Genomic DNA, 16719 nt, shown 5'->3' with positions numbered 1-16719 from the left:
TGGCGAACAGTTCCAGACGTTCACGGGTATCCCCCGCCGTGCGCCAGACTTCATCGCTGATCGATTGCAGTTCATCAGGACGCGCACCGGTCCACGGATCGGCCAACTCACAATCCAGCGGATCAAACCCCAGCGCAAACGCCTTGGCCAATGCTCGCAATAGACTCGACTGCGCACCCCGGCCATCACCGCGTGGAATCCGCAACAGCGCCAATAACGTGTCGATGCGCAGACGCCCGCTCGGCGACTCGCCAAACACATGCAGGCCATCCCGGATCTGCGACTCCTTCAAATCGCACAAATACGTGTCCAGACGCGGCAGCCAGATGGCTGCATCGGCGTCGCTGTCGAGCTTCTCGTCCAGTTGCAGTTCACGGTCGATGTGCGTGTCGCGCACCAGTTGCAAAATGTCGCGCTGCAATTCGCGGGCGCGGCGCGGATCGAGCAATTGCGCTTCGTAATACTCGTCGGCGAGCAGTTCGAGGTTGCGCAGCGGGCCGTAGGTTTCGGCGCGGGTCAGCGGCGGCATCAGGTGATCGATGATCACCGCTTGCGTGCGGCGCTTGGCCTGAGCGCCCTCGCCCGGGTCGTTGACGATGAACGGATAGATGTTCGGCAGCGGCCCGAGCAACGCATCCGGCCAGCAATTTTCCGACAGCCCGACGCCTTTGCCCGGCAGCCATTCGAGGTTGCCGTGCTTGCCGACGTGGATCACGCCGTGGGCGCCGTAGGTGTTGCGCAACCAGAAGTAAAACGCCAGATAGCCGTGGGGCGGCACCAGGTCCGGGTCGTGATAGACCGCGCTCGGATCGACCTGATAACCCCGCGCCGGTTGAATGCCGATAAAGGTCAGGCCAAATCGCAGCCCGGCGATCATCATCCGTCCGCCGCGAAACATCGGATCGCTTTCGGGCGTGCCCCAGCGCTCCAGCACGGCTTGGCGGTTGGCCTCGGGCAAGGCGTCGAACATCGAGTTGTAGTCGTCCAGCGCCAGGCTTTGATGACACGGACGCTGGTCGAGGGTATCGAGGTCGTTGCTGACGCCGCCGAGCAATTGCTGGATCAGCGCGGTGCCGCTGTCCGGCAGTTCGGCGGGCAGCGGATAACCTTGCGCGTGCAACGCTCGGAGGATGTTCAACGCGGCGGCAGGCGTATCAAGGCCGACGCCATTGCCAATGCGCCCGTCACGGGTCGGGTAATTGGCGAGGATCAGGGCGATGCGTTTTTCGCTGTTCGGCACCCGCGCCAGATCGATCCAGCGCCGCGCCAGTTCGGCAACAAAATCCATGCGCTCAGGTGCAGGCCGATAGCAGACCACATCGGACTGACTGCGCTCGCTGCGCCACGCCAGGTCCTTGAAGCTGATCGGGCGGCTGATGATCCGCCCATCCAGTTCCGGCAGCGCGATGTGCATCGCCAGATCCCGCGGGCCGAGGCCCTGTTCGCTGGCGCGCCAACCGGGTTCGTTGTCCTGGGCGCAGATCGCCTGGATCACTGGGATATTTCGGCGAAAAGGTCGCAAATGCGGCGCTTCGGGGCTGGATTGAGCGAAACCGGTGGTGTTGAGAATCACCCCTGCATCGACTTCATCCAGCCAGTCCTCGACCACCGTCAGGCAGCCGGGTTCCTTCAAACTGGCCACGGCAATCGGCAAGGGGTTCAACCCCGCCGCTTGCAAACGCTGGCAGAAAACATCAATGAAGGCAGTGTTCGCCGCCTGCAAATGCGAGCGATAAAACAGCACCGCCGCCACCGGTTGACCGGCCAGCCAGTCGGCCTGCCAATCACTCAAAACGGCCGGGCTTTTTTTCGGGTGGTAGACCGCGGTACGCGGCAGGGTTTGTGGCTCAGTCCACGCATAGTCGCGATCCAGCCAGCGATTGGCCAGGCAGCGAAACAGATCGAGGGCGTTGGCCATACCGCCCTGGCGCAGGTAATGCCAGAGCCGGTCGCGGTCTTCGGCCACCACCGTGCTCAGGTCGCTGAGTTCCGGGTCCGGGCGATCATCGCCGGGCACCAGAATCAGTTGCACCCCGCGCTCGGACAACTCGACCAACCGCTCGACGCCGTAGCGCCAATACGCAATGCCGCCGTGCAGCGAGATCAGAATCACCTTGGCGTGGCGCAGCACTTCATCGACGTACAAATCGACCGAGGCGTGGTTTTGCACCTGCATCGGGTTGGCCAGGCGCACGCTCGGGTAATCGTCGGGCAACTGCTGCGCGGCTTCGGCGAGCAGCGCAAGGCTGGAATCGCCGCTGCACAGGATCACCAGCTCGGCGGGGGTTTGTCCAAGGTCGGCGATGTTGTCATCCGAGACGAAACCGCCGGGCTGGGTCCTGAGCAGGTGCATGGGTTAAACGCTGAGCGCGGCGCGCAGTTGCGCTTCGAGTTGCGCGGCGTCGAGCTCCTGACCGATCAACACCAGACGCGTGGTGCGTGCTTCGTCGGCGCCCCACTGACGGTCGAAATGCTTGTCGAAACGCGTGCCCACGCCCTGAATCAACAGGCGCATCGGCTTGTTCGGAATCGCCGCGAAACCTTTGACCCGCAGGATGCCGTGCTTGACCACCAGTTGGGTCAGCGCGTCCATCAGCAGACTTTCGTCAGCTTGAGGCAGCTCGATGGAAATGGAGTCGAACGCGTCGTGATCGTGGTCATCTTCGCCTTCATGATGGTGATCGTGATGGCTGTGACGGCTGTCGATGTGTTCTTCGGAGCCGGCACCGAGGCCGATCAGCACGTCCAGCGGCAGGCGACCGCTGCTGGCTTCGATTACTTTGACTGCCGGCGGCAACTCTTCAGCGACTTCCAGGCGCACACGAGCCAGGTCCTCAGGGCTGATCAGGTCGGCCTTGTTGAGAATCACCAGATCGGCGCTGGCCAGTTGGTCGGCAAACAACTCGTGCAGCGGCGATTCGTGATCCAGGTTCGGGTCGAGTTTGCGCTGGGCGTCCACTTGATCGGGGAACGCGGCGAACGTACCAGCGGCAACGGCCGGGCTGTCGACCACGGTGATCACCGCGTCAACGGTGCAGGCACTGCGGATTTCCGGCCACTGGAAGGCTTGAACCAGCGGCTTTGGCAGGGCCAGACCCGAGGTTTCGATCAGGATGTGATCGAGATCGCCGCGACGGGCTACAAGTTCACGCATCACCGGGAAGAATTCTTCCTGAACGGTGCAGCACAGGCAGCCGTTGGCCAGTTCGTAGACGCGGCCGTTGGCTTCTTCTTCGGTGCAACCGATCGAGCACTGCTTGAGGATTTCACCGTCGATGCCCAGCTCGCCGAACTCGTTGACGATCACCGCGATGCGGCGGCCTTGCGCGTTGTCGAGCATGTGCCGCAGCAAGGTGGTTTTGCCCGAGCCGAGGAAGCCGGTAACGATGGTGACGGGGAGTTTGGCCAGTGTTTTCATCGGATGCCCTTTGGCAAGGTGGCGGGCATACGGGACGACAATCGCGGCGACGGATGCGCGCGCGGAAGAGTTCGCCACCGGATCACCCCGCCCGGTTGTAGTGAGAATCTGTGTCGAGGCAGGTCTCCTGGCTGACGGTGTGCCTGTCGCTAGACTGGCGTTTGCTGCGCCTTCCCGCGGGCTCCAGGGCTGGAGCGTGCAGTGGCGTGGCAGCGAACATCACCGTTCACAGTTGCGGGGGCAGCCGCGGCATCGACCGCGTTCCCTTCTTAGCTTCGGCAAACGCCGAAGAACCTCGAAAGCGCAAGGCTACGCATGGTGTGTGGGCGGGTCAATGTCCGTCAGTTGATTGCAATCCCCTGTGGCGAGGGGATTTATCCCCGTTGGGCTGCGAAGCGGCCCCCTGCATTCCTTCAGGGCCCCGCAAGCAGGTTTTGCGACGGCGTCGCCGCCGAACGGGGATAAATCCCCTCGCCACAGGTAACACTCCTTGCCCTTGCCCCCGAGTTGAGAACCCTTGCCAATTGACGCCCAACCCCCGCCCATGCTCTCCTACACGCCTTGTTACGGGTGCCCTTCACAGGGTGAAACGGGAAACCGGTGAATCATGTGCTTTACTCAAAGCCATGTCAGTCCGGTGCTGCCCCCGCAACGGTAAGCGAGCGAAGCGTCAGATCCACTGTGCCGGCAATTCGGCATGGGAAGGTGACGCTTGCAGGTTTCGGTTGACGCCCAAGCCCCTCGCGAGCCCGGAGACCGGCCCGCAACACAAAGTGACGATTACGTTCACTGAACAACAAACCCGCGGTGGGCGGGCGCTGTTTGAACCTCTGCGAGCCCGATTCGCAGGGGTCTTCCATGCGCTCTATTCACCCGCTGACAGACCAGAGGGAAGCGCCATGTCGATCATCAGCAGCACCGGCAGCAACACCGATAAGAGCACCACCAGCACCACCACGACCCTGACCCAACGCCTGACCGCTGCCGTATGCGCATCGATCCTTGGCGCGTGCCTGGTGTATTTCGCCGGTTTCTCGCACATCGAAGCGGTGCACAACGCCGCGCACGATACCCGTCACAGCTCCGCTTTCCCGTGCCATTGAGACCTGTCGACATGATCAAGCGTATTGCGCAAACCGCAGGTTTCACCGGGCTGCTGGCCGCCCTGCTGCTGACCCTGCTGCAAAGCTTCTGGGTCGCTCCGCTGATTCTGCAGGCCGAGACTTACGAAAAATCCGAGCCGGCCGCTGTTGAAGTTCATGAGCACGCCGCCGGTGCCGCCGCTCACACCCACGATGCCGAAGCCTGGGAGCCGCAAGACGGCTGGCAGCGCGTGCTGTCCACCACGGGCGGCAATCTGGTAGTTGCCGTCGGTTTTGCGCTGATGCTCGCTGGCCTCTACACCTTGCGCGCACCGACCAAAACCTCGCAGGGCCTGCTCTGGGGCCTGGCCGGTTACGCGACGTTCGTACTGGCGCCAACCCTCGGCCTGCCACCGGAACTGCCGGGCACCGCCGCAGCGGATCTGGCACAACGGCAAATCTGGTGGATCGGCACCGCTGCATCCACTGCGGTTGGCATCGCGCTGATCGTGTTCAGCCGTCATTGGCTGATGAAGATTCTCGGCGTGGCCATCCTGGCGGTTCCACATGTGATCGGCGCACCGCAACCGGAAGTGCACTCGATGCTCGCGCCGGAAGCCCTGGAAACCCAGTTCAAAATCGCTTCGCAGCTGACCAACATGGGATTCTGGCTGGCTCTGGGCCTGATCAGCGCCTGGTTGTTCCGCCGCAAAAGCGATGGCCAATACCACGCATGACCAACACCCGCACAGCGCCGACGTTAGTGGTCGGCCTGGGCTGCCAGCGCGGCTGCCCCGTGAGCACGCTGCGGGCGTTACTCGATCAGGCGCTACAGGCGCATCAAATCGGGCTTCACCAGATCAAGGCCTTCGCCAGCATCGATCTGAAGCGTGATGAACCTGGCCTGATCGAACTCGCTGCACAACTCGCGCTGCCCCTGATGTACTTCAGCAGTGAACAACTGGCCGGTTATCAACCACGACTCAGCCACCGCTCGGACATCGCCTTCGAACGCACCGGCTGCTACGGCGTAGCAGAAAGTGCCGCCCTCGCCCTTGCCGAACAACTGGCCCAGGCGCCGGCAAAACTGCTGATTTCCCGACAAAAGTATGCCCAGGCGACCCTGGCATTGGCCTGCTCTGCGTAAAATCCTCGATAATCCTCGCCTTCGATCATGAGCAATCTTCATCTGAAGCCTTGACCAGCCCCTTTTTCTGACAGGAAACGACGATGACCGTCTACTTCATTGGCGCAGGTCCCGGCGACCCGGAACTAATCACCGTCAAAGGCCAACGACTGATCCGCAGCTGCCCGGTGATCATCTACGCCGGCTCACTGGTCCCGGCCGCCGTGCTGGAAGGCCACAATGCCGAACAGGTGGTCAACAGCGCCGAATTGCACCTGGAACAGATCATCGAACTGATCAAAAGCGCCCATGCCAACGGCCAGGACGTCGCTCGCGTACATTCCGGCGATCCGAGTCTGTATGGCGCGATTGGTGAACAGATTCGCTACCTGCGCGAACTCGATATTGCGTTTGAAATCATTCCCGGTGTTACAGCGACAGCGGCGTGTGCGGCGCTTTTGGGGGCGGAGCTGACGTTGCCAGACGTGTCACAGAGCGTGATCCTGACTCGCTACGCCGACAAGACCAGCATGCCGGCAGGTGAGGAACTGGGGAATTTGGCGCAGCATGGGGCGACCATGGCCATTCATTTGGGGGTGAATCATCTACAGAAAATCCTGATCGAATTGCTCCCGCATTACGGCGCGGATTGTCCGATTGCGGTGATTCACCGGGCGACCTGGCCGGATCAGGATTGGGTGGTGGGGACGATTGCGGATATTGCCGGGAAGGTTGAGGCGAAGGGTTTTCGGCGCACGGCGTTGATTCTGGTAGGTCGGGTGTTGGGCAGTGATCATTTCAGCGAGTCGTCGCTGTATTGCGCCGGGCATGCGCATTTGTATCGGCCATAGGGCCTCATCGCGAGCAGGCTCGCTCCCACAGGGGATCGTGACCAGACTCAATTGCTGTGTCCGCCACAGATCCAATGTGGGAGCGAGCCTGCTCGCGATGGGGCCAAGGAATTTTCCCCATAAAAAAACGGCGCTCACGGGGCGCCGTTTTTCTTGTCGCAGCGAACACCTTAGTAGTAGGCGTTTTCTTTCTGCGTGTGGTCAGTCACGTCACGAACACCCTTGAGCTCGGGAACGCGCTCGAGCAAGGTGCGCTCGATGCCTTCACGCAGGGTGACGTCGGCCTGGCCGCAGCCCTGGCAACCGCCACCGAACTTCAACACGGCGATGCCGTCGTCGACCACATCGATCAGGCTGACCTGACCGCCGTGGCTGGCCAGCCCCGGGTTGATCTCGGTTTGCAGGTAATAGTTGATGCGCTCGTTGATCGGGCTGTCGGCGTTGACCATCGGGACTTTGGCGTTTGGCGCCTTGATGGTCAGCTGGCCGCCCATGCGGTCGGTGGCGTAGTCGACAACCGCGTCGTCCAGGAAAGCTTCGCTGAACGAATCGATGTAAGCGGTAAAGCTTTTCAGCCCCAGCGCGGTATCTTCAGGTTTTTCTTCGCCCGGCTTGCAATAAGCAATGCAGGTTTCGGCGTACTGGGTGCCAGGCTGGGTGATGAAGACGCGGATGCCGATGCCCGGGGTGTTCTGCTTGGAGAGCAGATCAGCCAGGTAATCGTGGGCGGCGTCGGTAATGGTAATAGCGGTCATGGAAACTCCTCGCAGGCTTGGGCGCAGTTTACGCCAATCATCGCGCCGCACAAAGTCCTAGTATTTTTGTCGGGAAAGCGCCAGTTCGCCTCGATCGGCCGTTTCGCCGTCAATCCTGGCTTTAAGCCACCGATAGCTGCTTTTTTCCACCCATTCGTAACTTGCCCACGATCCCAAACCAATGGTCGCGACGCAAACGGCGAACATCACGTAGGGGTTTACGCCATAACGCTGTGCGACGAAACCTCCAGCAGACAGCACCAACACATGCATCAGGTACACCGAGTAGGAACAATCGCCGAGCAGTTTGAACAACCGTCTGCCCTGGAAAAACCGCTCCAGTGCCATGCAGGCCATGACCAACACGGCGCTCGGCAGGCCCCAGGCGAAAAACCGCGGCTGCGGCGGCAACTGATAGATCGCCAGCAACGCGCCGCCAATCCCCAGCAATGGCAGCCATAGGCCAGGCTTGATCCAGCCGCGACGGTAGATCATGCCGATGGCGATCCCCAACAGAAACTCATAAACGATGTCCGAACGGTAGAACGCGCTGATCCAGCCGTAACCCGTCCACGCCTGACACACCGCAAACAGCAACGCCGCGACGATCAGCAGCCGAACCTGCAAACGGAACAGCAACGCCCAGGCAAACAGCACGTAGAAGAGCATTTCGTAGTTAAGGGTCCAGCCGACGTTGAGCGTCGGATAAATCCCGTACCCGCCGGGGTTTTCCGTAGGAATGAACAGCAAGGACAGCAGGAAATGCGACCAGTTGACCGTCTGATCCGGCAACACTGGCTGTGCGAAGACCACTAGCAGCGCCATCAACACCGTGTACAGCCAATAGGCCGGAACGATGCGGAACAGCCGATAGAGCAGAAACCGCCCGGGAGGCAGCGACTTGCCCTCGGTGGACAGGAAAATCACCAGCCCACTGATGACGAAGAAGATATCGACGCCCACCGCACCCTTGTCGATGAACATCTGACCGATCGGCCCGCGGGCCTTGAAGTCGAAGAAAATCTGCATGAAATGGTGGCAAACCACCGTCCAGGCCGCGAGTGCGCGCAGTGCTTGTACTGAAATCAACATCGACCGCCCTCCCGTCCGCAATTCCAAATCACCACACATCCCCTGTGGGAGCGGGCTTGCCCGGGTAGAAACCGGAGACATCCTTTACGTTTTAAACCGGAGATGTCTTTCGGCGCTCTATCTGGTGGGATGGTTGGTTGAATCCTGGTTCGATGTCGACAAGCGCCGTGCGACGTTGCTCCCTGTTCTGCCAGCTGGCCAGCAAGAGCTCTATGATGCCTTGATCGGGCTCAGTATCCGACAAGGAAACGTTGGCGCCTCGCTCACTGGGACCGCGTGCCGCGGCCCCTTAGCTTAATCGTTAAGCGTCAAGGAGCCGTCCGATTATCCTGCAGCAGCCAGGTTCCTCGACGAAATGACAAACCAAGTGACTAACACGACGAGTCAAGGAGAGATTGATGAGCGCATATCTGGTTGCCAACTTCGAACTCACGAAGCCGGATGGCTTTAAATCTTATGTCCCCGCCGTCTTTCCGACGCTTGAAGCGCACGGCGCAGAAATACTCGTAGCCGATTATGAATCGGAACCGTTAGAGGGTGAACCAGGCTCGATGACGGTCGTTATTCGATTCAAATCAAAGGAAGCGCTTAATAGTTGGTACCACTCACCCGAGTACCAAAAGATCATTCATCTGTGCACAGACAACTCAAAAGGAATTGCTGTTACGGTGGAAGAATTGGACTTAGAGAAGAATCTCCGTCTGCTGGAAACGATGTGAATGACGCCTAACCAGCCGTTGGAGCGGACGCCTCCGGCGTCGCTCAACGGCGCGTTAGACCTCAGAACCCAACCACTGGATCGCACACATGCCAACCCAACAGCATCGCGCAACGCCGGTATCGCTTCCTCCGGAGTCGGCAATTGCCAGAGCCTACGCATCGACGAATCTTGCTGATGCTTACTCAATCGAGCTTCCGCCCGGAGCGTCGACCAATCCCGAACTGTTGGCGAGGTTCATCTTCTCCCAGCAAGCACTGTGGGTCAGCAGCCTCATGGCAGTCCGAGATGCGGTGGTCGGCAGATTCGGCCTCAAAACTGCCAAGCAACTTTCGTCACTTGGTGCGGAGAGCGAGACAGGCCGCGTCGGCATCTTCAGGATCTACGGCACAAGCCCGACCGAAGTTATCCTTGGAGAAGACGACAAGCACCTGGACTTCAGGCTCTCCGTCCTCTGTTCCAATCAGCCGTCGGCGGGAGGCAAACGTCACCTGACTCTGTCAACCGTGGTCCATTGCCACAACCGCCTGGGTCGTCTCTATATTCTTGTCATCGCCCCGTTCCACCGCTTGGTCGTTCAATCCAATCTCCGTCGTGCCGCACGAATCGGCTGGCCAATGGCCGCGGAGGCGTGAGCGAAACTCCCAGTCGCCATGCGCAGCCCACTGAGGTCTAACCAGTCGTTCGAGCGGGATGCGCCTTTTGCGGGCTTCGCCCGCTTCATGCGCGCCCCTCAACCCGGTCGTTAGGCCCACTCATTCCACCTTACCGTTACGGAGCATAAGACATTGTCAAACATCGTCGCATGGACCCTGTTCGCCTTGGGCGTCTTTCATATTCCATTCGGTATTATCAAGTTCAAAACAGCATTCGCCGAAGCCGTGAGCGCCGGCTTCGTCGACCAGTTCAGAGCGCATGAAGTTCGGCGTACTGCACTGTGGTTTACCATTTTGGGGCCGCTTTTGATGCTCGCCGGGCACGCAGCCATTCATGCCGTATCAGTTGGCGACCTCGCACTACTCAAAATCGTTGGCATCTACGTGCTCATCACCTCAATCATTTGCGTCATTGCCGTTCCAAAATCAGGGTTCTGGGCAACGCTCCTGGTCTCTCCGCTGCTCATCGCGGCGGGGTACGGTTTGCTTCCTTAAGCGCATCAATGCCCAACAAACGGTTCAAATCGCTCGCTCCGCTCACTGGGACCGCGTACTGCGGGCCAGAACCTGAACGTTAGACGCTTGGCCCCCACATTCAAGGCCACCGTCGCTGATCACTACGAGACCCACCTCGCGCCTGTCTACCTGTGGATGGCCGGCGGCTTTGATGCCGCCGTATCTCGGGGCGAAGCCGAGATCGAAGCCGTTCTCCCAAATCGAGCCAGTGGAACCACCGCCGTTGATCTCGGCGCGGGCTTCGGCATGCACACCATTCCATTGTGGCTCGCCGCGGCTGCTCAGTGGTCGCCGTGGACTATCCTGCTCACCATCTGCGGTTCGAGCCTTGAGGATGCCGGATTCGTGCCGTCAGCTTGCCTGCCATTGAAGTCGCTCTTTACCGCCAGGGGCTGTAGATGATCACTTGTCCGCCAATCTTGCATAGGTATAGGGGGTATGCCTATCATGCGCGCAACATAGGGAGGGGGGGTATGTCATGGGCCATATCGCAGCAAACAAAGACGATCTTCTCAAACGCGTAAAAAGAATCGCCGGACAAATCCAAGCCGTTGAACGGGCATTGGAATCGGATCTCGATTGCGCCAAAACACTGCACCTTGTTGCCGCCACTCGCGGAGCCATCAACGGCTTGATGGAGGAAATCATCGAGGAGCACGCGCGGGAGCATGTTGCGAACCCTGCTCTCAGCGAAGAAGAGCGTAACAAGGGCGTTGAAGAGCTTCTTGAAGCCATTCGCCGTTACTCCAAGTGAACGCATCCAGGTACACACTCATGAGTAACCCCCACATCAACCACACACATGACCACGTGTTCCTTGGCTCAGCGCACGACGAAAATGCCAAGCGCACGCTTTGGGTGGTGGCACTGACCGTTGTGATGATGGTTGGCGAGATCACCGCCGGCTATATCACTGGCTCGATGGCGTTACTCGCCGATGGCTTTCACATGGCAACCCATGCCGGCGCGTTGGGCATCTCGGCGGCCGCTTACGGATACGCAAAACGTCACGCCTCCAGCCAGCGCTACAGTTTCGGAACCGGAAAAGTAGGAGACTTGGGCGGGTTCGCCTCGGCGCTGATTCTCGGTATGGTCGCCCTGGGAATTGGCGTTGAGTCTGTCATGCGCCTGCTGCAACCAACGGAAGTTCAGTTCGGCACCGCTACGCTCATCGCGATTGCCGGTTTGATTGTCAACATTGTCAGTGCGCTGTTGCTGGGCCACGGGCACAGTCATGAGCACGACCATGATGATCATGCCCATGCCCATGCCCATGTCCATCACGGGAACGACAACAACCTGAAATCGGCGTACGTCCACGTCATCGCGGACGCGCTCACTTCGGTTCTGGCCATTGCGGCACTGCTCGCCGGGCGTTATCTCGGTTGGGTGTGGCTGGACCCGGTCATGGGCATCGTCGGCGCCATCGTTATCGCGCGTTGGGCCTGGACCTTGATGGGGGGCACCGCAGGTGTACTGCTGGATCAGACAGATGCGCACGTTGCCGAGGAAATCCGCGAACGGGTGGAAAAACCGGGGGATGTCACCATCACGGACTTGCACGTCTGGCGGGTGGGGCCGCAAGCCCATGCGGCCATCGTCAGTGTCCTTGGTGATAGCACTGCGAACGCCGACAGCATTCGTGAACGTCTCAAGCCGGTTCACGAAGTCAGCCATCTGACGGTCGAATTTCGACTGGCCTGATTCAGAGCCTGCCCTCCATTGTCTCCAAAGGAACCCGCAATGCCTCCAGGGAAACGCGAACTGGCGCGGATCGAACGCCGGTTGATTACCACGCTCACCGAAGCGTGTGAAACAGCAAAAGGTGAAATCAAAGGCTTTACCTGGCTCACCCATACCGCTGACCTGAACTCGCTGGCTGAAACCCTGAAGGTCACCTGGGTATTCGAAACCCTGGCGGACAGAAAGCTCGCCCTGGTTGACGCGAAGGCGCGTGTCTTTGAGCTGACGGCTATCGCGTTGAAGGAGGCCGACATCGACCTGACCCCTTCAGACCACAGCGTCCGCTTCGACTCTGAGGAAGAGTGCCAACGCACTCATGGTGGCGACTGGAAAAAACGCCTGACTCAATCACGCGTTGCCAAAGGTGACTGACAATGGCTAAAGAAATCGAAAATCCGTGCATCTCAGTTTGCCAGCTCAGTGGTGATCTGTGTGTGAGTTGCGGGCGAAGCAAGGAAGACATCAGAAAGTGGAAACGCATGAAGCGGCCTGAAAAAATGGCCGCTGTGCAAAGAGCGAATGTGCGCTTGAAAGGGCTGAAGAAAGCATCTGGATAGTCACTTGCCCTGGGTGACCGCTTTGGTTCGTCTTCTACCATTTGTGACCCTGCGTCCTCTGTATGAAAAATCGATCAGAAATTATTCGAAGCTCAAGATTGTTCTAATCTTTCGCATTGACATATCGATAAATCTCGATATCCTCGGGTTATGGAATTGATCGAAATATTCAAAGCCCTCTCAAACCCTACGCGTCTTGAAATCCTGAAAGGTTTGAAGGATCCCGCAAAGAACTTCCCTCCGCAGGACGAAGGTGACGTTCTCACGGTCGGCGTCTGCGTCAGCAGTATTCAAGAAGGTATCGGACTGTCGCAGTCAACGGTGTCCGGTTATCTGGCCACGTTGCAACGAGTGGGCCTGGTCGAAGTCAGGCGCATCGGTCAGTGGACCTACTACAAACGCAATGAAGCAACCATCAGTGCTCTTGCCGAGATCATCGGGAAAGATCTGTAATTTTTTACCGCAATATATCGAGATATCTCGATATTCCTTTTTGTCGATGCGAGGATTTACCATGAAAGCGATGATACTTAAATCATTTGGCGGTCCTGAATCGTTCGAACTCTGCGACGTGCCCAAGCCCGTGCCGTATACGGGACAGGTCCTGGTCCGGGTGCACGCAACCTCCATCAATCCCTTGGATTACCAGGTTCGACGTGGCGATTATCCCGACCTGGTGTCACTGCCGGCCATTACTGGCCACGATGTATCTGGCGTTGTCGAAGCAGTTGGGCCAGGTGTGACGACCTTCGTTCCGGGAGACGAAGTCTGGTACACCCCGCAAATATTTGAAGGGCCTGGCAGTTATGCCGAGTACCACGTCGCTGCCGAAAGCATCGTCGGGAAGAAGCCTCCCTCGCTGAGCCATCTTGAGGCGGCAAGCCTGACGCTGGTTGGCGGGACGGCGTGGGAAGCGCTGGTCGTGCGGGCGGCGCTCAGGGTAGGGGAGAGCATTCTTGTACACGGCGGCGCGGGAGGCGTCGGTCATGTCGCGATCCAGCTGGCGAAAGCCATGGGAGCAAGGGTGTTCACAACCGTGCGAGAAGCAAACGTTGAGTTCGCACGCAGCATGGGGGCCGATGTGATCATCGACTACGAAAAGGAAGATTATGTTGACGCCGTCATTCGGGAGACGGGTGGCCGCGGCGTTGATGTTGTGTTCGACACCATCGGCGGCAACACATTGTCACGCAGCCCCGACGTACTCGCGCAACTTGGCCGCGTCGTCACGATCGTGGACATTGCACAGCCACAAAACGTCGTTCAGGCGTGGGGCAAGAATGCGAGTTATCACTTCGTTTTCACCCGGCAAAACCGCGGCAAGCTTGATGAGTTGAGCGCATTGATAGCGCGCGGTCAGTTGCGGCCCCACGTTGGCGCCGTCTATTCGCTTGCCGACATTCCCCTCGCTCATGCCCGGCTGGAAAGTCTCAACAACGGTATTCAAGGAAAAATCGCGATTGCAGTCGAGCCATCGCTCCTCTCGTAAGTGCGTACTTTTAATCGTTCAAGTCAATTTAGAGGCACGCCATGATTTATGAAATCGCTCTGCTCCCCGTTCGCAAAGAACGGATTGAACCGTTCCGACGTGCATTTGCCGAGGTCGCTCCTTTGCTCAGCCGCGCCAAAGGTTACGGCGGCCATCTGCTCGCGCAAGGCATCGAAAGCCCGGAGATGTTCAACCTGATCGTGAGGTGGCAATCACTCGAAGATCACACGCCGGGCTTTGAGGCGAGTGAAGACCATCGGCTGTTCATGATGGGCTTGGAGGAATATTTTTCGGACGAACCGAAGGTCTTCCATATTGAGGGGGGCAACTTTTAGGACTGACGAACATGATGATCCCAACAAAATCGTTGGCATGGGGGCTGCCAGCGCCTTAAGAGGCTTGTGGCTTTAAAGCCAATAGCGGTTGTCGGAAACAGGTGTTCATGACCGGCAACTTTTGGCTGTGGATTCAACCGGTCGACGCAACACGACTAGATTCTGTGTACGCAGAAGGAGTGTTGCCGTTTCACCGCGCAGCAACGCGGCTCGCGATGAAACGGCAACAGACCCTAGAGCTGAAAGCGCGAGATGTTCTCTCGCAATGTCACGCTGGTGCGTGCCAGTCCTTCGCTTTCCTGCTGAGCGCTGCGGAAGGCTGCAGCGGATTGCTCGGCGCTTTCGCTGACGGTCACGATGCCCCGGCTGATCTGCTCGGCAACGGTACTCTGCTGCTCGGCGGCAGCGGCGATTTGGTGGTTCATGCCGTTGATCCGCTCGATCATGGTTACGATCGTGCTTACCGCGTCACCGGCCTCGGAAACGCCGGACACCGACTGCGCACTGGAGCGCTTGCAGCGTTGCATATGCTGCGAGGTCTCGTCGGCAATTTTCTGCAGACTGGCGATCAGCCCCTCAATCTCTGAGGTGGCCTTCTGGGTACGCTGTGCCAGGCTGCGCACCTCGTCGGCTACCACCGCGAAGCCGCGTCCGGCCTCGCCAGCACGGGCAGCTTCGATGGCTGCATTGAGGGCCAGCAGGTTGGTCTGGTCGGCCACCGACTTGATCACTTCAAGCACGCCGCCAATATTGCCGGTTTCATTCTTCAGCCGGCCCATGGCCATGTTGGACTGTTCGATTGTCTCGGCCAGCTCGCCGATCATGTTGACGGCATCTTTGGCCTTCTGCTGGCTGTACAGGGCTGCGCTATCGGCCTCGCTGGCGGCACTGGCGGCGGATTCGGCATTGCGCGCGACATCCTGCACGGTGGCGGCCATTTGGTGAACGGCGGTGACGATCTGCTCGACCTCGCACTGTGCCATGGCCACGCTTTCGGCGTTTCTCAGGCTCGATTGGCTAAGCTCCTGGCTGGATTCGGCCACGGTCTGTGAGGACAGGTTTATGCCCTTGGTCATGTCCCGCAGGTTCTCCTGCATGCTCAGCAGGGCAGCCATTATGCTGGCTTGTGGTGGCTCAATCGTGCGCTCGCTAGCGCGCAAATCGCCCTGGGCAACCCGTTGGGCGAGCTGGTTGAGTTCACTCGGTTCGGCACCCAGCGCGCGTAGCAGGTTGCGGCTGATGACGTAGCCCAGTACCGCTGCTAGTAAGACGGCCAGCGCAGTAATGGCGAGCAGCAGGTTGCGTTGTGACAGATAGTTTGCGTCATTTTCGCTGACCTGCAGGTCTGCCTTCTGGTTGGTGTAGCGCAGGTATTCGCCAATTGCCTGGGTCAGCTCGGCCAGTAATGGTGTGCACTGCTCGCTGACCATGCGCAGGGCCTCGTCGTTTTCACCCTTGAACAGGTGTTCGGCAATGGTGTGCGCTACCGGTTTGTAGCGGCTCTCGACCTGCTCGATGGTTGAGAACAGTTCACGTGATTTGGGCGACACATCATCATGGTTATCAATTGCCTGGCGTAGCGCGGCGAGGCTGCTGGCCACCATTTGTTCGTTGACGGCAATCGCGCCCCGTTGCTGTCCTCTCGCGGTGACATTGCTGTTCAAGGCGATGTTACGCAGGGCAATCGCGCGCTGGGCGGCGGCGTCGTTCAGTGTGTTGGCCAGGCGGGTGCGTGCATCAACGCCATTAACGTAGAGAAAAAAGTCCTTATTGCTGTTAGCCAGGGCGTACAGCGAGATAGCGGCGATCAGCAACATAAGCGCGAGCAGGCTGGCATAGCCGGCATAGAGACTGGTCCGTGTAGAGAGCCGGGGAGTGTGCGATGGCATGATGTACCTGCGTAATGGGAGGAGCAATTTAGGGGCACCTTCAAGGGTATGTATTCGCCCTTGGTACGCATCCTGCGCAGGTATTCTCTTGTTCGACGGCAACGAGTAGCGGCGTTATTTCCTGGCTAGTTAAAACTTATACAAGTGTTTTTACTCGTACAAGTCTTGTACAGCTATATTGGGATGATGTCGTCATGACATCATCCGATCCCGATGAACGGTCAGTAACCTCCGGTTTCTGGCCGGCCCGAGAAATAGAGGTCTGGCCATCGGGCTGACTACTGTTTGGCGGCGATACAGCCCAAGGCCATCTTTGGGCCGATAGAATCCTGCGAGCGCTGTAAAAATGCGTAGCGCTATTTCTGTACAGGTATTTTGTATGGGGTGAGCTAGGGCGCGCTAATTGTTAGCATGCGCTGCGCTAGGGGCTGTTGCCGTTTCATCGCGAGCCGTGTTGCTGCGAGAAATGGCTCCCGGTTATGGGGGGGGGGG

General features: G+C 59.0%; 20 protein-coding genes, 1 pseudogene and 2 riboswitches. Of the genes and pseudogenes, 16 read left to right on the top strand and 5 right to left on the bottom strand.

Translation table 11 applies throughout. The features are described from left to right. Together cobN and cobW are read right to left on the bottom strand one after the other, a co-directional pair. On the bottom strand, positions 1–2353 hold a 2353-nt coding region (gene cobN, locus Q7W83_RS12695), incomplete at its 3' end, for a cobaltochelatase subunit CobN (RefSeq protein WP_473656156.1). Between the two features lie 3 nt (positions 2354–2356). Further along, a complete protein-coding gene (cobW, locus tag Q7W83_RS12690; RefSeq protein ID WP_150634481.1) occupies positions 2357–3418 on the bottom strand; it encodes a cobalamin biosynthesis protein CobW in 1062 nt (353 codons plus the stop codon). Between the two features lie 100 nt (positions 3419–3518). After that, a riboswitch (cobalamin riboswitch) is annotated at positions 3519–3731 on the bottom strand. A gap of 238 nt (positions 3732–3969) precedes the next feature. Then, positions 3970–4197: riboswitch (cobalamin riboswitch) on the top strand. Positions 4198–4317: 120 nt separating this feature from the next. On the opposite strand from cobW, the gene Q7W83_RS12685 reads away from it, so the two are divergent. From Q7W83_RS12685 to cobM, 4 genes are all read left to right on the top strand, one after another. Beyond that, positions 4318–4521, top strand: coding sequence for a CbtB domain-containing protein (locus Q7W83_RS12685; RefSeq protein WP_150653529.1), 204 nt, complete (start codon positions 4318–4320; stop codon positions 4519–4521). Between the two features lie 11 nt (positions 4522–4532). Next, positions 4533–5237, top strand: a complete 705-nt coding sequence (locus Q7W83_RS12680; RefSeq protein WP_150634478.1) for a CbtA family protein — start codon at positions 4533–4535, stop codon at positions 5235–5237. Beyond that, positions 5234–5647 (top strand): cobalamin biosynthesis protein, encoded by a 414-nt coding sequence (locus tag Q7W83_RS12675; RefSeq protein WP_473656155.1) that lies wholly within the window; start codon positions 5234–5236, stop codon positions 5645–5647. The genes Q7W83_RS12680 and Q7W83_RS12675 overlap by 4 nt, the downstream gene beginning before the upstream one ends. A gap of 83 nt (positions 5648–5730) precedes the next feature. Next, positions 5731–6477, top strand: a complete 747-nt coding sequence (cobM, locus tag Q7W83_RS12670) for a precorrin-4 C(11)-methyltransferase (RefSeq protein WP_473656154.1) — start codon at positions 5731–5733, stop codon at positions 6475–6477. Positions 6478–6647: 170 nt separating this feature from the next. Here cobM and nfuA read toward each other — a convergent pair whose 3' ends face one another. After that, the gene (gene nfuA / locus Q7W83_RS12665) at positions 6648–7232 is read right to left on the bottom strand and encodes a Fe-S biogenesis protein NfuA (protein WP_045057579.1); all 585 of its coding nucleotides are present in this window, start codon (positions 7230–7232) and stop codon (positions 6648–6650) included. A 57-nt stretch (positions 7233–7289) separates the two neighbouring features. Further along, positions 7290–8324, bottom strand: a complete 1035-nt coding sequence (locus Q7W83_RS12660; RefSeq protein WP_473656153.1) for an acyltransferase family protein — start codon at positions 8322–8324, stop codon at positions 7290–7292. A gap of 103 nt (positions 8325–8427) precedes the next feature. Here Q7W83_RS12660 and Q7W83_RS12655 point away from each other — a divergent pair. From Q7W83_RS12655 to Q7W83_RS12600, 12 genes and pseudogenes are all read left to right on the top strand, one after another. Continuing rightward, positions 8428–8622: pseudogene (locus tag Q7W83_RS12655) on the top strand (hypothetical protein); the annotation flags it as partial. A 100-nt stretch (positions 8623–8722) separates the two neighbouring features. Beyond that, positions 8723–9043, top strand: a complete 321-nt coding sequence (locus tag Q7W83_RS12650; protein WP_473656152.1) for a DUF1330 domain-containing protein — start codon at positions 8723–8725, stop codon at positions 9041–9043. A gap of 88 nt (positions 9044–9131) precedes the next feature. Beyond that, positions 9132–9677 carry a DUF2867 domain-containing protein gene (locus Q7W83_RS12645; protein WP_150653220.1) on the top strand — a complete coding sequence of 182 codons (546 nt, stop codon included), beginning with the start codon at positions 9132–9134 and terminating at the stop codon, positions 9675–9677. Between the two features lie 153 nt (positions 9678–9830). Next, a complete protein-coding gene (locus Q7W83_RS12640) occupies positions 9831–10193 on the top strand; it encodes a DUF6463 family protein (protein ID WP_150653221.1) in 363 nt (120 codons plus the stop codon). Positions 10194–10280: 87 nt separating this feature from the next. Beyond that, the gene (locus Q7W83_RS12635; protein ID WP_473656151.1) at positions 10281–10616 is read left to right on the top strand and encodes a hypothetical protein; all 336 of its coding nucleotides are present in this window, start codon (positions 10281–10283) and stop codon (positions 10614–10616) included. A gap of 76 nt (positions 10617–10692) precedes the next feature. After that, on the top strand, positions 10693–10968 hold the full coding sequence (locus tag Q7W83_RS12630; protein WP_069900955.1) for a metal/formaldehyde-sensitive transcriptional repressor: 276 nt from the start codon (positions 10693–10695) through the stop codon (positions 10966–10968). 20 nt (positions 10969–10988) lie between these two features. Next, positions 10989–11918, top strand: a complete 930-nt coding sequence (gene dmeF, locus Q7W83_RS12625) for a CDF family Co(II)/Ni(II) efflux transporter DmeF (RefSeq protein ID WP_473656150.1) — start codon at positions 10989–10991, stop codon at positions 11916–11918. 39 nt (positions 11919–11957) lie between these two features. After that, the gene (locus Q7W83_RS12620; protein WP_150634676.1) at positions 11958–12329 is read left to right on the top strand and encodes a hypothetical protein; all 372 of its coding nucleotides are present in this window, start codon (positions 11958–11960) and stop codon (positions 12327–12329) included. A gap of 2 nt (positions 12330–12331) precedes the next feature. Then, positions 12332–12514, top strand: coding sequence for a DUF1289 domain-containing protein (locus Q7W83_RS12615; RefSeq protein WP_150634677.1), 183 nt, complete (start codon positions 12332–12334; stop codon positions 12512–12514). A gap of 150 nt (positions 12515–12664) precedes the next feature. Then, positions 12665–12967 carry an ArsR/SmtB family transcription factor gene (locus tag Q7W83_RS12610; RefSeq protein ID WP_017338400.1) on the top strand — a complete coding sequence of 101 codons (303 nt, stop codon included), beginning with the start codon at positions 12665–12667 and terminating at the stop codon, positions 12965–12967. A gap of 61 nt (positions 12968–13028) precedes the next feature. Further along, entirely contained in the window at positions 13029–14003 is a 975-nt protein-coding gene (locus tag Q7W83_RS12605; RefSeq protein ID WP_473656149.1) for a zinc-dependent alcohol dehydrogenase family protein, read from the top strand. 41 nt (positions 14004–14044) lie between these two features. Beyond that, positions 14045–14338, top strand: a complete 294-nt coding sequence (locus Q7W83_RS12600; RefSeq protein ID WP_150639360.1) for an antibiotic biosynthesis monooxygenase family protein — start codon at positions 14045–14047, stop codon at positions 14336–14338. A 233-nt stretch (positions 14339–14571) separates the two neighbouring features. On the opposite strand, the gene Q7W83_RS12595 is transcribed toward Q7W83_RS12600, so the two are convergent. After that, positions 14572–16227, bottom strand: a complete 1656-nt coding sequence (locus Q7W83_RS12595) for a methyl-accepting chemotaxis protein (RefSeq protein ID WP_150653223.1) — start codon at positions 16225–16227, stop codon at positions 14572–14574. Positions 16228–16719 lie beyond the last annotated feature (492 nt).

This window comes from Pseudomonas sp. 300 (assembly GCF_055803035.1).
The sequence above is the reverse complement of the archived record's forward strand: the minus strand, read 5'-3'. Positions and strand labels throughout refer to the sequence as shown.